This is a genomic window from Mycobacterium sp. ZZG (assembly GCF_054786995.1).
Genome location: NZ_JBTBFV010000030.1, coordinates 25,086 through 42,397, shown reverse-complemented (window position 1 = coordinate 42,397; position 17,312 = coordinate 25,086). Strand labels below are relative to the sequence as shown.

Annotated in this window: 19 protein-coding genes; 6 read left to right on the top strand and 13 right to left on the bottom strand. The window is 67.5% G+C overall.

Annotated features, from left to right (window positions below; all coding sequences use genetic code 11):
* Position 1: 1 nt before the first annotated feature.
* On the bottom strand, positions 2–856 hold the full coding sequence (locus tag ACXMYJ_RS17310; RefSeq protein WP_460357915.1) for an SDR family NAD(P)-dependent oxidoreductase: 855 nt from the start codon (positions 854–856) through the stop codon (positions 2–4).
* A 208-nt stretch (positions 857–1,064) separates the two neighbouring features.
* Between ACXMYJ_RS17310 and ACXMYJ_RS17305 the strand changes: the two genes are divergently transcribed.
* Complete coding sequence (locus ACXMYJ_RS17305; RefSeq protein ID WP_460357912.1) at positions 1,065–1,676, top strand: TetR/AcrR family transcriptional regulator; 612 nt, start codon at positions 1,065–1,067, stop codon at positions 1,674–1,676.
* Between the two features lie 65 nt (positions 1,677–1,741).
* Here ACXMYJ_RS17305 and ACXMYJ_RS17300 read toward each other — a convergent pair whose 3' ends face one another.
* Positions 1,742–2,845, bottom strand: a complete 1,104-nt coding sequence (locus ACXMYJ_RS17300) for a hypothetical protein (protein ID WP_460357910.1) — start codon at positions 2,843–2,845, stop codon at positions 1,742–1,744.
* A gap of 447 nt (positions 2,846–3,292) precedes the next feature.
* Here ACXMYJ_RS17300 and ACXMYJ_RS17295 point away from each other — a divergent pair, with 447 nt between their 5' ends.
* Entirely contained in the window at positions 3,293–3,712 is a 420-nt protein-coding gene (locus ACXMYJ_RS17295) for a ChaB family protein (protein WP_443188004.1), read from the top strand.
* Here the strand turns inward: ACXMYJ_RS17295 and ACXMYJ_RS17290 are convergent.
* Positions 3,709–3,978 carry a YdeI/OmpD-associated family protein gene (locus ACXMYJ_RS17290; RefSeq protein ID WP_098002373.1) on the bottom strand — a complete coding sequence of 90 codons (270 nt, stop codon included), beginning with the start codon at positions 3,976–3,978 and terminating at the stop codon, positions 3,709–3,711. The two genes, ACXMYJ_RS17295 and ACXMYJ_RS17290, sit on opposite strands and share 4 nt — an antisense overlap.
* A gap of 70 nt (positions 3,979–4,048) precedes the next feature.
* On the opposite strand from ACXMYJ_RS17290, the gene ACXMYJ_RS17285 reads away from it, so the two are divergent.
* Positions 4,049–5,932, top strand: a complete 1,884-nt coding sequence (locus ACXMYJ_RS17285) for an alpha/beta hydrolase (RefSeq protein WP_460357906.1) — start codon at positions 4,049–4,051, stop codon at positions 5,930–5,932.
* Between the two features lie 67 nt (positions 5,933–5,999).
* Entirely contained in the window at positions 6,000–6,464 is a 465-nt protein-coding gene (locus ACXMYJ_RS17280; protein WP_443188006.1) for a hypothetical protein, read from the top strand.
* A gap of 12 nt (positions 6,465–6,476) precedes the next feature.
* Here ACXMYJ_RS17280 and ACXMYJ_RS17275 read toward each other — a convergent pair whose 3' ends face one another.
* From ACXMYJ_RS17275 to ACXMYJ_RS17260, 4 genes are read right to left on the bottom strand one after another with little or no spacing between them, the layout of a single operon-like run.
* Positions 6,477–6,755 (bottom strand): cytochrome C oxidase subunit IV family protein, encoded by a 279-nt coding sequence (locus ACXMYJ_RS17275; RefSeq protein WP_443188021.1) that lies wholly within the window; start codon positions 6,753–6,755, stop codon positions 6,477–6,479.
* Positions 6,756–6,760: 5 nt separating this feature from the next.
* A complete protein-coding gene (locus tag ACXMYJ_RS17270) occupies positions 6,761–7,369 on the bottom strand; it encodes a cytochrome c oxidase subunit 3 (protein WP_443188007.1) in 609 nt (202 codons plus the stop codon).
* Positions 7,366–8,118, bottom strand: a complete 753-nt coding sequence (locus tag ACXMYJ_RS17265; RefSeq protein ID WP_260756184.1) for a hypothetical protein — start codon at positions 8,116–8,118, stop codon at positions 7,366–7,368. The genes ACXMYJ_RS17270 and ACXMYJ_RS17265 overlap by 4 nt, the downstream gene beginning before the upstream one ends.
* Positions 8,115–8,852 (bottom strand): hypothetical protein, encoded by a 738-nt coding sequence (locus ACXMYJ_RS17260; protein ID WP_443188008.1) that lies wholly within the window; start codon positions 8,850–8,852, stop codon positions 8,115–8,117. The genes ACXMYJ_RS17265 and ACXMYJ_RS17260 overlap by 4 nt, the downstream gene beginning before the upstream one ends.
* A gap of 240 nt (positions 8,853–9,092) precedes the next feature.
* Here ACXMYJ_RS17260 and ACXMYJ_RS17255 point away from each other — a divergent pair, with 240 nt between their 5' ends.
* Positions 9,093–9,716: a TetR/AcrR family transcriptional regulator gene (locus ACXMYJ_RS17255; RefSeq protein ID WP_460357901.1), complete on the top strand. Its 624-nt coding sequence runs from the start codon at positions 9,093–9,095 to the stop codon at positions 9,714–9,716.
* Here the strand turns inward: ACXMYJ_RS17255 and ACXMYJ_RS17250 are convergent.
* Genes ACXMYJ_RS17250 through ACXMYJ_RS17230 form a run of 5 tightly spaced genes read right to left on the bottom strand, consistent with a single transcriptional unit; the run spans position 9,691 to position 14,438 of the window.
* Entirely contained in the window at positions 9,691–10,554 is an 864-nt protein-coding gene (locus ACXMYJ_RS17250) for a polysaccharide deacetylase family protein (RefSeq protein WP_460357898.1), read from the bottom strand. The genes ACXMYJ_RS17255 and ACXMYJ_RS17250 overlap by 26 nt on opposite strands.
* Positions 10,554–11,519: an agmatinase gene (gene speB / locus ACXMYJ_RS17245; RefSeq protein ID WP_460357895.1), complete on the bottom strand. Its 966-nt coding sequence runs from the start codon at positions 11,517–11,519 to the stop codon at positions 10,554–10,556. Before speB ends, ACXMYJ_RS17250 begins: the two co-directional genes overlap by 1 nt.
* An 18-nt stretch (positions 11,520–11,537) precedes the next feature.
* On the bottom strand, positions 11,538–12,302 hold the full coding sequence (locus ACXMYJ_RS17240) for an SDR family NAD(P)-dependent oxidoreductase (protein WP_460357892.1): 765 nt from the start codon (positions 12,300–12,302) through the stop codon (positions 11,538–11,540).
* Positions 12,299–12,991: an SDR family NAD(P)-dependent oxidoreductase gene (locus tag ACXMYJ_RS17235; RefSeq protein WP_460357889.1), complete on the bottom strand. Its 693-nt coding sequence runs from the start codon at positions 12,989–12,991 to the stop codon at positions 12,299–12,301. The genes ACXMYJ_RS17240 and ACXMYJ_RS17235 overlap by 4 nt, the downstream gene beginning before the upstream one ends.
* Entirely contained in the window at positions 12,984–14,438 is a 1,455-nt protein-coding gene (locus ACXMYJ_RS17230; RefSeq protein ID WP_443188014.1) for an APC family permease, read from the bottom strand. Before ACXMYJ_RS17230 ends, ACXMYJ_RS17235 begins: the two co-directional genes overlap by 8 nt.
* A gap of 141 nt (positions 14,439–14,579) precedes the next feature.
* On the opposite strand from ACXMYJ_RS17230, the gene ACXMYJ_RS17225 reads away from it, so the two are divergent.
* Positions 14,580–15,971 carry a PucR family transcriptional regulator gene (locus ACXMYJ_RS17225; RefSeq protein WP_460357886.1) on the top strand — a complete coding sequence of 464 codons (1,392 nt, stop codon included), beginning with the start codon at positions 14,580–14,582 and terminating at the stop codon, positions 15,969–15,971.
* Positions 15,972–15,974: 3 nt separating this feature from the next.
* Here ACXMYJ_RS17225 and ACXMYJ_RS17220 read toward each other — a convergent pair whose 3' ends face one another.
* Positions 15,975–17,288 carry an HNH endonuclease signature motif containing protein gene (locus ACXMYJ_RS17220; RefSeq protein ID WP_460357882.1) on the bottom strand — a complete coding sequence of 438 codons (1,314 nt, stop codon included), beginning with the start codon at positions 17,286–17,288 and terminating at the stop codon, positions 15,975–15,977.
* Positions 17,289–17,312 lie beyond the last annotated feature (24 nt).

Sequence of the window (17,312 nt, the reverse complement as noted above, 5' to 3'; positions counted from 1 at the left end):
GTCAGCGCACCAGGGTGGCGCCACCGTCGAGACGGATCTGCTGGCCGGTCATGAAGCGTGACTCGTCGGCCAGCAGGAAGAGCGCCGCGTACGCGGTCTCCCACACACTGCCCCGACCCATCTTCAGCTTCACGACCTCGAGGTAAGTCGCCTCAACCTCCTCGGCTTCCAGGCCGAACAGCGTCTGCGAATCATGGTTGCCGAGAATGGAATCGATGGGCCCGAGCATCAGGGTGTTGGCGCGCACACCCGCAGCGGCGAACTGCACCGCCGTCAGCTCGGTGATGTAGTTCAGGCCGCACTTGCCCAGTGCGTACGGCATGATGCCGATGTTGAGGCCCACCTCGTTCTTCAAGCTGGCGATCGACGAGAAGTTCACGATGCTGCCCGTGGTGTCGCCGTCGTTCTTCTCCATGCACTGCGCGGCGTACAGGTTGCAGTAGTAGCAGCCCAGCACGTTGACGTTGATGCCGTGGTTGAAGTCCTCGGTCGTCATCGAGTTCGCTTCGCGCTCGAACGGCGGGTTGATCGCCACGCTGTACACCATGCCGTCCACGCGGCCGCTGGTCTGCATCGTCACGTCGAAGATCTTCTGGCAGTCCTCTTTGAGGGAGACATCGGCCTGCACGGCGTAGGCGCGTCCACCCTCGGCGACGATCATGTCCACCGTCTCCTGCGCGGCGGCCCGATTACGATCGGCGGCCACCACCTCGGCGCCGTGCCGGGCCGCCAGAATGGCTGTGGCGCGGCCGTTGCCCGTTCCGGGTCCGGGCATCTGACCCCCGCCCACGATGACCACCACCTTGCCGGTGAGATCAAGAGGTTTGTGCTCTCTGCGATCGAAATCGATTGCCATGCAGTTGTTCCTCCGATGTGGGCGGGTTCTCGGTGGGCGGTGATCGCGCGTTTGGGACAGCCCTCAACGGCCTCCATGACGGCCGCCTGCAGGTCCGCCGGCGGTCGGCGTCCTGGACGATCACAAGGTTGCTTGCTGACCAATCGTACAGGAACAGCTGACCAAACGTATGGGTCAGACCAGCCGGCTGGTCAGCTACGATCGCGCTGTGAGCGGCGTGACAGCCAGGGGCGGGGTGCCCGGTTCTGCCTCCGAGACCAGTAAGCAGACCCGCGTGCGGTTGATCGAGGTCGCCATCGAACTGTTCAAGCAGCACAGCGTCGCAGGTACATCGCTGCAGATGATCTCCGAGGAACTGGGCTTGACGAAATCGGCGATCTATCACCACTTCCGGACCCGAGACGAGTTGTTGAACGCGATCCTCGAACCGGTGCTGACCGACGTGTCGGCGCTCGTCGAGGCGGCGGAGGCGCAACGCACCCCCCGTGCGCGTGCCGACCGGATGCTCGTCGGATACGCCACCTTGACCGCCGCGAAGCGCGACCTGGTGTCGGTGCTCAGTGGTGACGCGCTGGTCTACGAATTGCTGCGCTCGCGAGCGGACTGGAGGTCGATCGTGACCCGGCAGATGCGGCTACTCGCCGACGTCGAACCCGGCGTCAGCGGTCAGATCAACGCGACGATCGTGATGTCGGGATTCGCCGGGGCCGCCCGCAATGACTTCGACGACCTCGACGAGGACGCGTTCCGCGAGCAACTGATCGCCGCCGGCCGCCGGACTCTGGGTCTGCGCGCACCGCGGGGATCGGCGCCTCGGTGACCCTCTTCGGACCGACCGGGGTCAGGTGTTCCAGGCCGCCGGCAGCACGGCGCTGCTGCCGGCCGTCACGCTGCCGAGGTTGATGCTGTTTCGGGTCCGGGGTCGGGCCGCGCTGCGCTGACCGCCGGCGCCGGACCGGCGTCCTGCGCCAGCTCCGATTCCAGCTCCGGTTCGGAGTCTGCTTCTGCCTCGGGCTCTGAGTGTGACCTCGAGTCGAGCTGGTCCGGCTCTGTTTCCGTCGGCTCCGGCACGGAATTCGCCAGCTCCGGCACATTCGTCGCGGTGTCCTCGGCCACGGCCGGTCCGCCGGTCTCCGAGGTATTCGCCTTGGCGAGGAGGTCGTCCGACGGCTCGGACTTCTCACCTCCGGTCTCCAAGTGCGGTCCGGCCCCGCTGTCATCCGAAGGTTCTACGGCAACAGCGTGTTCAGCCCCAACCTGCGCCGTGACCGCCTCCGACTGCTCGATATGGTCGGCCGCGTCCTGGCCGATCCGGATCGCGAGCGCGATCGGCCCGGGCGCGAAGTACCCCTCGACCGTCAGCGGTGTGACGAGCCCCGGCAGATTGTCGAAGTTGCCGAACGGAGAGCCGTACCCGCCGTTGAGCACACCGTCGAGGATCCGGGCCGGAATGTTCAGCACCGCGTTGAGCAGACCGACCGGATCCAGGGCCACCGCGGCGTCGACAACCTCGTCGATCGCCACGCCGAGGGCCGCGAATCCGCCGAGGACGGGACTGAACACGATCTGGAACAACGCCCCCGGTGCGTTGGGATTGTCCATCAGGCCGTCGAAGTACTCCCAGGCACCGGCGGCGGTCACGACCGGCTGGAAGACCATTCTGCCGACGGCGGACAATGCCGCCGCCCCGTCGCCGGCGCCGATCGCGTCCCACGCCTCGACGAGCGCGTGCGCCTGCTTCTCGATGGTCAGCCGCGTCAGCGGCAGCGGGTCGGCGAAGTAAGCCTCGACAAGCGCGGCGGTGTTCTCGGCCGCACGCAGCAGCACCTGCGGATAGAACTGCAGTGGGCTGGGTATCGCCGCGAGCCGCACGGCCGGGTTGATCGGCGGCGTCGCCGCGGAAGCGGGTTCGACGGGGGTGACGGCGATGACGCCTGCTCCCACCAGCGCGACCGCCGCGGTGAGAGGCGTTTTCCTGCCTGTGAACACGGGCGTCCCGCCTCTCCGAAGTCGATTGCGGCGTCATTCTAGCGGTAGGTCGTCGGCATTGTCGCGAACTTCATGATCACACCGCTCACCTTCCGCACGCCGCGAATTCACGTTTCTGCACACAATTTATCTGCCATGCAGGGCAGCGGTTCGGCTCGGCCCAGCTTTCCCAGCAAAGGAGCGCCTTGCCGTGAAGTGCTCGATTCTGCCGCACCCGCCCGCCTGTACCCCCGCCCGCTCAATAGGGCGGCTCCTGATGTGTCGCACACCGTCGGCCGGGTACCCGTGCAGACGAAGGAACCGACCGTCCTGGACCCCCGCGATGACGACGTCGTCAACCGGCCGGCTCGGTCCGCTGGTCGACGAGACGAACACGATGGAGGTGCTGCACCGTTGTGCACAGCAAATCCACTGAGCGACAACCACTTCCACAAAATAAGGTGAACGATGCCGAAAACCACGAAATCCGGCAAGGCCAAGCAAAGGGAACTGCCGAGCACTCTGCAACGCTCCGAGGAGAAGGCCCAGCGCACGTTCGCCAAGGCGCACGACGCTGCCGCCGAGGAATACGGCGAGGGTGAACGGGCGCACCGCGTCGCCTACAGCGCCCTCAAGCACAGCTACGAGAAGGTCGGCGACCACTGGGAGAAGAAGGATCAGCGCGGGCCGTCGGACGAGCGGGCCGAGAGCGGCGGGCCGCAGGCCAAGGGAGAGACCGCTGAGGGCGTCAACGCGAACGCGACCAAGAAGCACCTCGTCGACCTGGCACGTCGCCTCGACATCCCCGGCCGGTCGACGATGACCAAGGACGAACTCGTCGACGAGATCAAGAAGGCCAACCGGCGGGAGAGCCGGCGCAGCCGCTAGGCCTTGCCGTTGCGCTCGCGGTGCTTGCAGCCCGGCCAGCAGCACGGCCGGCGCATGCCCTCCTCCAGTTCCTCCTGAGTGCGGCGGATCCGCCGCTCGCGGGTCTTCTGCTGTTTGGCGTCCTCGACCCAGCAGATGAACTCGTTGCGCGCCAGCGGGGTGATGTCCTGCCACGCCGCCAGCGCCGTCGCGTTCCCGGTCAGCGCGGTGCGCAGATCATCGGGAAGTTCGTGCACCACGCCGCCCGGAATCACCTGAGTGCCCATCCGCCCACATTAACTCCGCAGGCGCCGGCCCTCGATGTGGAACGATCGTTGCGACCGGAACAGGAGGGCCATGTCGGTTTCAGTGTCGACGGTGCGGGACTCGGATCCCGACCGGCTGGTCGACGCCGCCGACGCCCTGGGTCGCCGGCGCAGCGAACTCGAGACGATCCTCACCGGCGAACGGGAGATGCTGGTCCATCTGCAGGAGCACTGGACCGGGCAGGCCGCCACCGGCGCGGCTGCGCAGGGGGTCAGGGACCTCGCCAAGCAGGACCGGATCGCCCGGCGGCTGCTCAACCTCGAGTCCGCGCTGCGCAACGGCGGCGTGCAGATGACCGCGTTGCGGGATGCTCTGCTGGACCTGGTGTCGACGCTGGACCGGTTCGGGTTCGCCGTCTCCGACGACGGGACGGTCACCCCGCAGCAGTGGCTTGTCGGGCGCTTTCTGGACAGCCTGGCCGACAAGTTCACAGCGTTTCTGAAGAAGATGCTGCAGCTGTTCACCGACCTGGACGAGAACACCGCGTCGGCGATTGATCAGGCCGCCGGAGTCGACATCCCGACTCCGTCCGTGGCCGTGGGCGGGCAGAACATCGCGATCCCGTCGGCGGACACCGATCCTGCCGGCGTGACGGCGTGGTGGAACGCGCTGACCGACGATCAACGCCGTGGGCTGATCGACCAGCATCCACCGATCCTGGGCAATCTCAACGGGATTCCTGCCGAAGTGCGCGACCAGGTCAACGTCGCGGTGATGGACGACCACCTCGACCGGGTGGAGAACGTGGCGTCCCGCAACCACGTCCCGGCCGATGAGGTGGTGGGCAATCCGGGCCGCTATGGGCTGACCGACGGCGACGTCACGCGTTACCAGAATGCGAAGCGGACCCAGGAAGGACTGCTGCATCAGCTCGGCGCGCCCGACGGAGAGTCCCGCCGCTACAGCGAGATCGGCGCACAGGAGCGGCACGACAGGAACTGGCGGCCGACCATGCTGTGGGCTTACGACCCACAGGCCTTCGACGGCAAGGGTCGCGCGGCGGTCTCGATCGGCAATCCGGACAAGGCGTCGAACACCGCGGTCATCGTGCCCGGCACCAGCGCCAGCGTCCGCGACGGCTGGCTGTCCGACGGGCACAACGACGCGATCAATCTCTACGGCCAATCACTCAAGGCCGATCCCGGTGACCCCACCGCGGTGATCTCCTGGATGGGCTACGACACCCCGGAGAGCTTCACCGACCCCAACATCGCCAACGCGGGCCTCGCACGCGCCGGGGGCGACGCACTGGCGTGGGATGTCAACGGGCTCAGCGTGACCCACGAGGTGGGCGTTCCCGAGCATGTGACGGTGATCGGGCACTCCTACGGTTCCACGACCGTCGCCGACGCGTTCGCCAACAGCGGGATGCGCGCCGACGACGCGATCCTGCTCGGCAGTCCCGGCACCGACGTGGCGCGCAGTGCCGCGGACTTCAACCTCGACGGCGGTCGGGTCTACATCGGGGACGCGTCCACCGACCCGGTCGGCTGGCTGGGCCAGATGGGCAACACGCTGCCGGGCGAACTCAACGATTCGTTGGGCAACATGGTCGGCCCGACGGCCGGTCTGGGCGCCGACCCGGCCTTCGAGGACTTCGGTGCGACGCGGTTCCGGGCCGAGGTTCCCGGTGCCGACATGATCGACCCGTCCGACCATTCGTACTACTACGCCGTCGGTAGCGAGTCGCTGCGCAGCATGACCGAGATCGTCACCGGCAATCCGGACCGTCTCGGCGAACTCGGCCTGCTGGCGCAGCCGCGCACCGAGCTGACGGTGTCGACACCGCAGCAGCTCGACGTCCCGATCCTCGGTGTGGTTCCGTTGCCGCACATGAACGTCGAGACGCCGGTGATCTATGACCCCGAGTGGAACCGGGCGGGAGGATCGGTGACCAATGACCACGGGTACTAGTCGTCGTATCGCGGGGCTGGCCGTCATACTCGCCGCCGCGACGTCAGCTGTAGGAGGATGCTCACCGATGTCCCCGTCCGAGCCGAACACACCGCAGGCCGGGGGGCCCACCGCCCCACCGCCGTCCGACGCCGAATCCCGCGCCCAGGTCGTCGATGCGGCCAAAGATGTTGTGCGGGCGGCGAACCTGCGTGTCACCTACGCGAGCTTCCAGTGGGAGTGGTGTAACGATCAGGGCGACCCGCCGTTCCACGGCCGCGTCGATGTGGCGTTCGAGACGCCGCCCGGCCAGAGTGTCAGCCGGCAGATCGCCGACACCCTGGCCGGCCAACCCGGCTGGGCGCCGGGGCCGCCGCCGGGCTTCCAGCCCGCCGGCGACGCGGTCCACAAAGGCGGCGTGATGGTCCTCGTCGGCCCCGGGAACTACCCCGACCGCGGCACGGTCGAGATCTACGGGGAATGCCGGAACTTCAACGACCACCGCGACGACAACCAGCTCGCCGACATCACCGATGAGGTGCGCGGTGGCTGAGTTCGCACAACCCTAGACAGCGCTGAAGTACAGACCCAGCAGCACACCGAAAAGGACGACCAGCCATCCGTTCGTCGTCACCTTCAGCCACCGCGGTGCCCGCCGTACTTCCATGAAATGCCAGATCACCAGCTGGGTTTTGACCGCCGCGATCAGCAGCACCACGACGGTCACCGACGCGTTGAGGTGTTCTCCCCCACCGCCGTCGCGGGCGGTCAGCCACGACGCCACGGTCACCGCCGTCAGCAGCGCCCACACCAGGGTCAGCGGATGGCGCAGATATGCGATCAGCAGGATCACCTCATCAGGTAGAGCAGCGCGAACAGGACGAGCCACAGCAGGTCGACCATGTGCCAGTACGTTGCGCCGGTCTCCACCAGCGACATTCGGGGCGCCGGGCCGCGCAGATCACGGATCACGAAGCCCAGGATCACCAGGCCGAGCAGCACATGGCACAGGTGCATCCCCGTCATCACGTAGTAGAACATGAAGAACAGGTTGGTTCCCGGGGTCAGACCGGCGGTGATCTCGGGGATGTACTCGAACGCCTTGAGCACCGGGAAGAGCGCACCGCCGGCCAGCGCCAGCCAGAACAACCGGTAGGCGTCGGTGGTCTTCCCGGCCCGGGCCGCAGCGGTGCCCAGCGCGACGAACAGCGAGCTGGTCAGCAGCACGACGGTGTTGACGGCGCCGATGGTGAGGTTCAGCTTCGCCTGGCTGTGCAGGAACAGATCCTGGTCCTGGCCGCGGTAGTACATGTAGACGACGAAATAGACGCCGAAGATCAGCAGGTCGCCGATGACGAAGAACCACATGCTGGATTCGCCGGGAACGTGACCGCGCCGCTGGGTCTTTCGCGAGCCGACGCCGGCCACCGCGGTGGGCTCGGTGGATACCCCGGTCATGCGCTGGCCTTGGCCGGAGGTTGCGCGGCGGCCGATTCCGTGGTCAGCCAGGCGTTCTCCAGCTCCTCGTCGGGCTGATTCTTGATCGCCCGGAAGATGCACACGTACACGATCATCTGCCACGACACATAGAGCGCCATCGCGAACCAGAACGTCATCACCCCGTTCCACGCGAACGGACCCGACTTGGCGATCCAGACCGGTGCGGCGATCAACTCGGTGACGTACTGCCACACGGTGTAGTAACCCAGCCACTTCGGCAGGATGTTGTTCTGGTCGAGGATGATCGCCAGTCCGAAGGCCATCCACATCACGCAGAAACAGCCCAGCGAACCGATGAACGCCAGGTACCCGAAGTCGAACAGCATCGCCAGGATCGCCGGGTCGTAGCCGGGGCGGAACGCGCCGAGCCCGAAGCAGAACATCGGGAACAGCATGCCGACGATGGTTCCGGTGATCGCGCCCATCATCAGCGTGAAGCGCAGCACCGGGCTGACCGACATCCGCTTGATCTGGATCAGGTAGCACGCATTGGACACCGGCCCCAGCCCGAACGTCAGTGTCAGGATCACGCACGCGACAAGCAGGTTGGGCGACTGCATGAACTCGCCGATCTCGGTTTGCGAACTGCTCGGCGATCGCGGCGGCATCATCCAACTCATCGGCACGAAGACCAACCCGAACAGGCTGAAGAAGATCGGGACCGACCAGAACGCGATCCACTGGTCTAGCTTCCTGGTCTGGGTCATACCAGAGCCTCCCGCTCGTCGCCCTGGCGGTTGACCACGCCCACGAGGACGATGAACATCACCACGATGTAGCACGCAAAGACGCTGAGCCGCAGCGTGAATGACACCGCGCCGTTCCACGCGAGCGGACCCGTGGTGTGCAGGACGGAGAACGCGCTGGGAATCAACAGGGCGGCTGTCGCGATGTTGAAGTGCGCCACCCACCGGGGGAAGATCGGTTCCGGACGCGCGTCGAGGTAAATGCTGGCGGCCAGACAGAGGTTCTGCACGACGATCGTGCCGACCGGGGCGATGAAGAAGAACCACGCCATGTCGTTGAGCAGGCTGATCAGCTGGGGGTCGCGCTCGGGCCGGAACGCCGCCATGCCCCAGCAGTAGTCGGCGAGGATGAACGCCGTGAGTCCGACGCCGACGCACAGGATGTAGGCGTAGGTGAAGACGCTGCTCGAGGTGGCGGTCCGGGATATCTGCACCGCGATCACCGCGAAAAGGGGAACCAGCGAGCACGCGATGAGATTGCACAGAATCGCGACGCCCAGAATGCCGGTGGTGTTCTCGGCGAAGAAGGCCGCCACCTGCTCGGGGGTCATCGTCGGCGACAGCGGCGGGGAGAACACCGGGAAAAGGAAGAACGCGAGGACGAACAGCGCCGCCGCCGGCGGCACCGTCCACAGGAGAATGCGCTGGCCTCTGGTGTTCATCGCCCTCGTCGTGTTCGCCGTCGCTGTCGTCATCGCTCGCTCCACCTGATTCGATCTGCTGGCGCTCCGGTCGTCACAGGTCTAGCACAATTCACTGACAAATGACAATGAACCTGAACCGGCCCGGGTGGCCCGCCGCACGGTGATCCGGTCGAATCTGGCGTCCTAAGTCGGCTTATCGTGTGATAGTGAGCCGCCTGCACGGCCCGATCAGGCCGACTGACGATCTCAGGATTTCGGTGACACTGGTCAGCAACAGCGCCGTGCTGCACAATGGGGCGCGTGCCAGAGAGTGCGACGCGACGCGAAGCCCAGCGGCGAAACACCCGTGCGCGGCTGCTCGACGCCGCGATTGTGGAGTTCCAGCGTTCCGGCTCCAGCGCCGCCGACATCAACGCCATCGTGAAGGCGGCGGGGGTCGCGCGCAGCACCTTCTACTTCCACTTCCCCACCAAGGAACACGTACTGCTCGAACTCATCCGACGAGACGAGATGCGCCTGGCCAACGAGCTGAGCCGGTTCCTCGACACCCGCCGCGACCTGCCCGCGGTGTTGACACGGATCGTCGAGCTGGTGCTGGAACTCGAGACCCGTTGGGGATCAGCGCTGTTTCACGACGTCATCAGTCTGTACTTCTCGCCCACCCGGCCCGAACGGGAACAGTGGACCAACCATCCGATCTTCGTGCTGCTCGCCGCCGAGATCGAGCGGCTGCGCGTCCGCGGCGAACTCTATGACGACGTCGACTCCTACCACAGCGCGGCGTTCTTCCTCCTCGGCGTCTACGCGCTGCTCACCACCGTCGGCGAGGCCCGGTCCGAACGCGACGTGGCGCTGCGCAAGTTCGTCACCAGCACCCTGCGCAGCCTGCTCAGCGCGCAATGTCGGGAGGCGTGATCGACCGCGGTGAAAGCCTCAGCGTCCGAACGTGTTCGGCGACCTCCTGCAGCGAGGCCACCCAGACGTCGTCGTGGTCGAGCACATACCGCATCAGCTCACCGAGTTCGGCGGCCCGCGACGCCCGGCCGGTCAGGAACGGATGGTTGGTGAGCACCCAGCAGCCACCCGCCTTGCGCAGCGCGTCGAACTCCAGCTGCCACAGCTCCCGCGCCTTGCGTGGGCTCTCGATCAGCCCGCTGCCGGAGATGTCGGGCAGGAAGCAGTACTGCTCCCAGTCGTCGAGCGCCCACTGGATCGGGATCTCGACCAGCGACTCCTGCGTGTCCGGAGTGATCGCCAACTCGTAGGGATGGTCGGCGTCCATCAGGCTCGAGTCGTACAGGAAGTCACGCTCGGCCAGCAGCGCCGGGGTGCGCCAGGACAGATCCCACATCGGGGCCCGGTACCCCACCGGCCGTACGCCGGCGACATCGGCCAGCGCGGCGAGTCCGCGGTCCAGCGCGTCGATCTCCTCCTCGAGGGTCAGGGCGGTGGGCTGCTCGTGCAGATATCCGTGATGGGCGATCTCGTGCCCCGCCGCGACGATGCTGCGGACCGCCTCGGGGTAGCGGTCGGCGGTGTGGCCGGGCACGAAGAACGTCGACCGGATCTGGTGTTGCGCAAGTAGATCCAAAATGCGCGGGATCCCGACCAGCGGGCCGTACGCCTGGTGGCTCATCACACTCATCCGGGCCCCGACGCTCTCATTGCCCCACAGGATCGCCGATTCGGCATCCACGTCGAACGTGAACGCGGCCGCGGCGGTCTTGCCTTCGGGCCAGCTGAAGCGCTCCATCAGCCGACCATCAGGGTGATCAGCTCATAGGCAAGGTTCGCGGCGGCCACGGCCGTCACCTCGGCGTGGTCAAAGGGCGGCGCCACCTCGACCACGTCGGCGCCGACGATGTTCACCGCGCGCATCGCCCGCAGCACCGCAACCAGCTCACGGCTGGTCATGCCGCCGATCTCGGGGGTTCCGGTGCCCGGCGCGAACGCCGGATCCAGCACGTCGATGTCGATCGACACGTACACCGGGTGGTCACCCACGCGCTCGAGCACGCGCTCGATGACGCCGTCCACGCCGATGCGGTCGATGTCGCGGCAGTGCACCACCGTGAACCCGAGTTCGGCGTCGTCGAGCAGATCGGCGGCGTCGTAGAGCGAGCCGCGGATGCCGACGTGCGCGGAGTGGCCCTTGACGATCAGGCCCTGCTCGGACGCGCGCCGGAACGGGGTGCCGTGGGTGCAGGGAGCCCCGAAGTAGGTGTCCCACGTGTCGAGGTGAGCGTCGAAGTGCACCAACGCGACCGGCCCGTGCAACTCGTTGACGGCCTGCAGCGCGGGCAGCGCGATGGTGTGGTCGCCGCCGAGCAGCACGAACCGCTGCTCCGGCCGGGTGACCAGGCCGAGGATGCCGTCCTTGACCTGCTCGACCGCGGCGGTGATGTCGAAGGGGTTCGCGGCGATGTCGCCGGCGTCGACGACTTGAGCCGCCGCGAACGGAGACACGTCCAGCGCCGGGTGGTACGGCTTGAGCAGCCGGGAGGCCTGCCGGATCGCGGCCGGGCCGAAGCGCGCTCCGGGCCGGTAGGTGACGCCGCTGTCGAACGGCACACCGATCACCGCGACGTCATGGTCGACGACCTCGTGCCGCTGCGGAAGCCGGGCGAACGTGCCGAACCCGGCATAGCGCGGCACCTGCTGGGCGTCGATCTGGCCCAGCACTCCGGACTCCGTCCGCGTCCGCGGATCTTGTTGCACTGTGCTCTCCTCTTGCCTTTACGCTCTGGTGCGGGTGGAGCCGCCGTTACACGAGATCACCTGTCCCACCACGGCTTCTATGCTGAAATCGGCCAGCAGCTCGACGGCCGCGGCGATCTCGTCGGGCTCGCCGATGCGGCCCAACGGAATCGCGTCGGCATAGGTGTGCCGGATTTCGGCGACGGGCACTCCGGCGGCATCGGCGTCGACCTGCAGCTGCGGGGTGTCGATGACTCCGGGCGCCACCGCGTTGACGATGATCCGCTCGCGGGCCAGCTCGCGGCCCAGCGTCTTGACCAGCGAGATCAACCCCGCTTTGGATGCGGCATAGGCGGTCGCCTCGGGCCAGCCCGTCACTCCCCACTCACTGGTGATCACGATGATGCGGCCCGCCCCGGCGTCCCGCATGTAGGGCAGCACGCTCTGCACCAGGAAGAAGGTGCCACCGAGGTTGGTGTCCACTACCTTCCACCAGTCGTCGGCGTCGTGCTCGAGCAGCGGCGCCATGGTCATGTACGCGTGGTTGGCCACCAGCACGTCGAGCCGGCCCGCGGTGGCGGCCACGTGCGCGGCGATGGTCTGGCACTGCTGGGGATCCGAGACGTCGCCGGCGGCGGTCAGCCCGCCGATCTCGGCGGCCAACGCGGTCAGCGCGTCGCTGTCTTCGCGGTCGTTGACGGCCACGACCGCACCGGCTTTCGCGAGTCGCCGCGCGTGTGCGGCGCCCATGCCCTGGGCCGCCCCGGTCACCAGCGCGACCCGACCGTGCAGATCGGTACTCATATCACTGCTCCCGAGTTCACGTTGACGACGTCCCCGGTGCTGAACGTCGCGTCGCAGACCAGGTATTCGACACAGCGGGCCACCTCGGCCGGTGTGGTGAGCCGCCGCAGCGGTAGCGTCTGCAGGTATTCCGTTGCGCGCCAGGGTGAGTCGGCGGCCAGCAGCGGGGTGTCGGTGGGGCCTGGTGCGACCGCGTTGATCCGCACCCCGGTGTCGGCGACTTCGGCGGCCAGGCTGCGCACCAGGCCGAGGATTGCGCCCTTGGCGGCCGCGTAGTGGACGTCCTCGTCACCGCCACCCACGGCGAGCTCACTGGCCACCGCGACCAGCGACCCGCGCGCCGCGCGCAGGTCCGGCAGCGTGGCCCGGGCGACGTTGACCAGCCCGCCCAGGTGCACGCGCAGCATCCGTCGCCACGCGTCCACGCTGATCTCCGACACCGGCGCCATCTCGTAGTAGCCCGCCGAGGTCACCACCGCGCTCACCGGACCCAGCCGCTCGCGGAGCTGTCCCACCGCACGCGTCACCGCGTCGGCGTCGGAAACGTCGGTCGCGACGGCATTTTCGGCTGCCCCCGGGTTGAGATCCAGGCACCCGACGGTGTAGCCGCGCGCGGTCAGCGCCTCGACCACCGCGGCGCCGATCCCGCTGGCGCCGCCGGTGACCAGCGCGACCGGTTGCTCACTCATTCGCCAGTACCGGTTCGTCCTCGTCCTCGTCACGCGGCGCAGTGATCCTCGACTTCACCGTGGCGTACAGCACCGCACCGATGATCCCGAGCACCACGATGCCGATCCACACCGACCAGTCCAGGTAGCGCTGCTCGAACGCGACACGGGGCCAGGCGATGTTGACGAACTGCAGCACCGCCCACACCACGGCCACCACCGCCACGGGCAGCGTCCATGCGCGCAGTGAGAACGCCCCGGCCGTCCAGCCCTTGCGCAGCAGCACCACCAGGAAGCCGATCAGCGGGAACAGGAACGCGAGGTAGAAGCCGCCGGCGGTGAAGTTCACCATCAGCGAGTAGATGTCGCCGGCGACGATGCTCAGCAGGAACAGACCGGCGCCGATCGCAGTCGTCACCAGGATCGCCACCACCGGGATGCGGGCCTTGCCCCGCAGCTGCACCAGCGTGCCGGCTGCCGGCAGCGCACCGTCGCGGGCGTAGGCCCAGATGACCCGCGACGCCGAGGTCTGCAGCGCCAGGAAGCTGGCCAGGAACCCGATCACGAACATCACCTGGACCGGCTTGGCGATGCCGGCGCCCAGCGCGTCGGTCAGCGTCTCGTACACCGGGTCACTGACCGCGCCCTCGGCCACCGCATCCAGGTCGGGGATGGCCAGAATGATCGCCAGGCTCGAGTAGCCCACCACCAGCGCGATGAAGGCCAGCGAGAACAGCACGGCCTTGGGCAGGTCCCGCTTCGGGTTGTGCACCTCTTCGGCGATGGAACCGGCGCTCTCGAAGCCGACGAACGACCAGCCGATGAACGCGACCGCGAGCAGGAACGGCCCACCGAGGTAGGACCACAGATCCACATCGGTGCCGCCGCCTTCGAACAGCACCGACAGCGAGTTGTGCCGGTGGAACAGCAGCAGCCAGGTGCCCAGCACCACCGAGCCGATGACCTCGGCGATGATGCTGCCGATCATGAAGATCTTCAGCGCCTGGCGCCCGATCAGGTTGACCGCGGTGCCCGCGAGCAGGATCAGCAGCGCGATCCAGGCCAGCGTTCCGCCCGAGGGTTCCTCGATGCCGACGATATGGGCGGTGAATCCGGCCGCGCCCAGCGCGACGGTGGCCATCGCGATGACCAGTGTCCACATGTAGACCCAGCCGGCGAACCAGCCGTACGTGCTGCCCAGCAGGCGGCGCGACCACTGGTAGATGGAGCCTTCCAGCGGCCAACGCGACACCAGGGTCGCGAACACCAGGGCCACCAGGAACTGACCGGCGAACACCAGCGCGAAGCCCCACCAGAAGCTCGGGCCGGCCGCCGACAGCGCAAGGCCGAAGATCCCGTACAGGGCGACGATCGGAGAGATGAAGGCGAACGCGAACGCGAACGCCGATCCGAGGGAGAACTCGCGGCGCAACTGTGGCTGCTGCTCAGCCGGGCTGACCAATGACATGGCAGAACTATCACGCCCGACGTGCGACGACGCCAGCCATCGGGCCGAAGACGCAGAGATCGCACCGTGGCGGTGCCGTGGCGTTGAACGATCGCACAACGGCGGCGCTCGTTCGTGTGACGGCCGCGTTACGCTCGCGGGGTGTCGGAGGTGCATGCAGAGTCGGCGGCCCCGACGCTGCGGGACCTGCTGGAGAGCGGCGGGTTCGGCGTGTCGGTGCCCGCGGGTGCGCCCCAGAATCTGGACCGTCCCATCAGCTGGGTGCACACCACCGAGATGCGCGACCCGTCCCGCTACCTGCGCGGCGGTGAACTGGTGTGCACGGTCGGGATCAGTCTGCAGACCGAACACGACTGCACGGTGTTCGTCGACGCGCTGAGCCGGGCCGGGGCAGCAGGCGTGTGCTTCGGGGTGGGCGACGGTCATGACGTCGTGCCGGCCGCCCTGCTCGCGCAGTGCCGGCGACGCGGGTTGCCGGTGCTGGTCGCCCCGCCGAGTGTGCCGTTCAGTCAGGTCAGCCGCTTCGTGGCGGAGTTCTGGCTGGGTTCGGAGATCGCCGTTGCCCGCGCGACCAACGCGCTGGCGCCCGAACTGCTGTCCTCGCTGCGACGGCACGACTCGCCGCGTCAGCTGCTCGACAGCGCGGGTCAGGTGCTCGGGTGCTACTTCCTGTTGGAGCCCGACGAACCTGGCGTGGAGGCCGGCGGACGCGGCGGGGCGGACGACGACGACGCGGTGACGGTTCCGGTGCCCGGGCTGGGCACGCTGACGTGGGTTGGGCGTGGTGACCGGCCGGAACCGGCGCTGCTCGATCTGATCGCGCGGTTCGTGCGCGCCGCCCAGGGCGAGCGCGACATCGAGGCCGCGCTGGCCCGGGAGCGGGTCGGGCAGCTGCTGTCTCTGGTCGAGCGGCGGATGCTTCTGCCGGACGCGCTGAGCCAGCTGCTGGAGTGGCCGGGTTTCTCGGCCGGTGAGATCGCGTGCTCGGCGTGGCCGGCAGGTGCCGGAGCACTGGTGTCGATGGCCTTCCCGGACGCGTTGATCGGTGACGCGCCTGATCTGTGCCTGATGTTGTCGGTCGGGCCGGTGCGGATGACCGACGACCTCGCGTTACCGACGGGGCATTCGGCTCCGGTGCCGCTGACCGACATCGGGTCGGCGATCGCGCAGGCCCGCATCGCGTTGACGTTGGCAGAGCAGCGCGGCGGACGGGTCGGACCGGATCAGCTGAGCACGCTGGAGAGCCTGCTGGAGCAGTTGCCGCTGGCGCAGCTGGCACCGTTCAAGCAGTTGCTGATCGACCCGCTCGCGGAGCTGGACAATCAGCGGGGCACTCAGCACGTGCGCACGCTGCGAGTATTTCTGTCCTGCAACGGATCTCTGAGTGACACCGCCAAGGAGCTTTTTCTGCACACCAACACGGTGCGGCACCGGCTGTCTCGGATCCAGGAGATCACGGGTCGAGACCCGTTGCAGCACAATGACTTGACCGCATTCGTGATCGGCCTGTGGGCTTCCGAGCGCGGCGAGTGAAAGCTAGTTCCGCATCGGCGGTGGTGGTTCGTACGGGTGGTACCACTTCCACTGGGCGCGTTCTCCGGACGACCCGGGGTAGGACGCGACATTTGGTGGCGGTGTAGTCGGGGGGCGCGCCAGTGATCCGGGTCTGAGTTCTCGCCCGGCGTGGTCGGAGACGACGAGTTGTTGGGCGGGTCCGGTGATGATGATGATGCCGCGGTGATGGGCCCGGTGATGATAGGGACAGACCAGCACGAGGTTGTCGAGTTCGGTCTCGCCGCCGTCTTCCCAGTGCACGATGTGATGAGCATGCAGCCCTTGGGTGGCGCCGCAGCCCGGGACCACGCAGGTGCGGTCGCGATACTCGAGCGCGCGACGCAGGCGCCGGTTGACGGTGCGGGTGGAACGTCCGGCACCGATGGGCCGGCCCTGGCGTTCGAACCAGACTTCACACGTGGCATCGCAGCTCAGGTAGCGTCGTTCCTCGTCGGTCAGTAATGGGCCCAGATGCAGTGCGGCGACTTTCGTCTCAGCGTTGACGTGGACGATGACGGTGGTGTGCTGGCCGTGCGGTCGGCGGAAGGTTTCGGCGTCCCAGCCGGCGTCGACCCACGCCATGAATGCATCCCCTCGGCTGGGCAGCGGCGGCCGCGTCAACCCGTTGCCGGTGTCGCCGCCGGTACCGGGGCCACGGTCGATGCCGTGGTCACGTTTCCACTGAGCGATCAGCCCGTCCTTGTGCGATTGCAGGGCCGCCTCGAATTTCGCGGACTGGTGGTGGGTCAGTTTGATGCGCCAGTAGGTGTAGTCGGCGTCGCTGGTGGTGGTGATCTCTGGCCGCGGTGCAGGCGGCGGCGGTGCCGGTTCGTCATCGTCGTCGAAAGGATCGGTGACCGGTTCGGGCTCAGGTCGTGGTTCCTGTTTGAGCGCCGTGCGCAGTTGGCGGACCGAAGCGCTCTTCGCCAGCAGGGCGTAGTGCGCATCGGAACCCTCGCCGGCACGCTCGGCGATCGCCCCGACCTGATCGAGCGAGAGCCGCCCCTCGCGAAGGTCAGTGACACAACGCGGGAACTCTTCGAGCCGGTCGGCGATCGCGATGATGGTGTCCGCGTTGCGCGGCGAACACCCTGTCTTCCAAGCCATCAATGCCGCCACCGATTGAGCCCCGGTGATCCCGAGGAGCCCGTCGCGGTTGATCTGGGCGGCGATCTCCACGATCCGCCCGTCGATCGCATTGCGCTGGCCGGCCAACTGGGACAGTTCGTCGAAGAGCACCTCCAACCGATCCGACTGTGTCAGCACAGTGGGAGTGTCAGCTACGGCCGAGGGCATGCCCCTATTCAAGCAGCAGGGTCT

Coding starts and splice junctions, on each gene's coding strand:
- ACXMYJ_RS17230 (WP_443188014.1), bottom strand. CDS start 14,438: ATGTCATTGGTCAGCCCGGCTGAGCAGCAGCCACAGTTGCGCCGCGAG.
- ACXMYJ_RS17295 (WP_443188004.1), top strand. CDS start 3,293: ATGCCGAAAACCACGAAATCCGGCAAGGCCAAGCAAAGGGAACTGCCG.
- ACXMYJ_RS17255 (WP_460357901.1), top strand. CDS start 9,093: ATGGGGCGCGTGCCAGAGAGTGCGACGCGACGCGAAGCCCAGCGGCGA.
- ACXMYJ_RS17260 (WP_443188008.1), bottom strand. CDS start 8,852: ATGACGACAGCGACGGCGAACACGACGAGGGCGATGAACACCAGAGGC.
- ACXMYJ_RS17285 (WP_460357906.1), top strand. CDS start 4,049: ATGTCGGTTTCAGTGTCGACGGTGCGGGACTCGGATCCCGACCGGCTG.
- ACXMYJ_RS17290 (WP_098002373.1), bottom strand. CDS start 3,978: ATGGGCACTCAGGTGATTCCGGGCGGCGTGGTGCACGAACTTCCCGAT.
- ACXMYJ_RS17280 (WP_443188006.1), top strand. CDS start 6,000: ATGTCCCCGTCCGAGCCGAACACACCGCAGGCCGGGGGGCCCACCGCC.
- ACXMYJ_RS17240 (WP_460357892.1), bottom strand. CDS start 12,302: ATGAGTACCGATCTGCACGGTCGGGTCGCGCTGGTGACCGGGGCGGCC.
- ACXMYJ_RS17270 (WP_443188007.1), bottom strand. CDS start 7,369: ATGACCGGGGTATCCACCGAGCCCACCGCGGTGGCCGGCGTCGGCTCG.
- ACXMYJ_RS17220 (WP_460357882.1), bottom strand. CDS start 17,288: ATGCCCTCGGCCGTAGCTGACACTCCCACTGTGCTGACACAGTCGGAT.
- ACXMYJ_RS17235 (WP_460357889.1), bottom strand. CDS start 12,991: ATGAGTGAGCAACCGGTCGCGCTGGTCACCGGCGGCGCCAGCGGGATC.
- ACXMYJ_RS17310 (WP_460357915.1), bottom strand. CDS start 856: ATGGCAATCGATTTCGATCGCAGAGAGCACAAACCTCTTGATCTCACC.
- ACXMYJ_RS17250 (WP_460357898.1), bottom strand. CDS start 10,554: ATGGAGCGCTTCAGCTGGCCCGAAGGCAAGACCGCCGCGGCCGCGTTC.
- ACXMYJ_RS17265 (WP_260756184.1), bottom strand. CDS start 8,118: ATGACCCAGACCAGGAAGCTAGACCAGTGGATCGCGTTCTGGTCGGTC.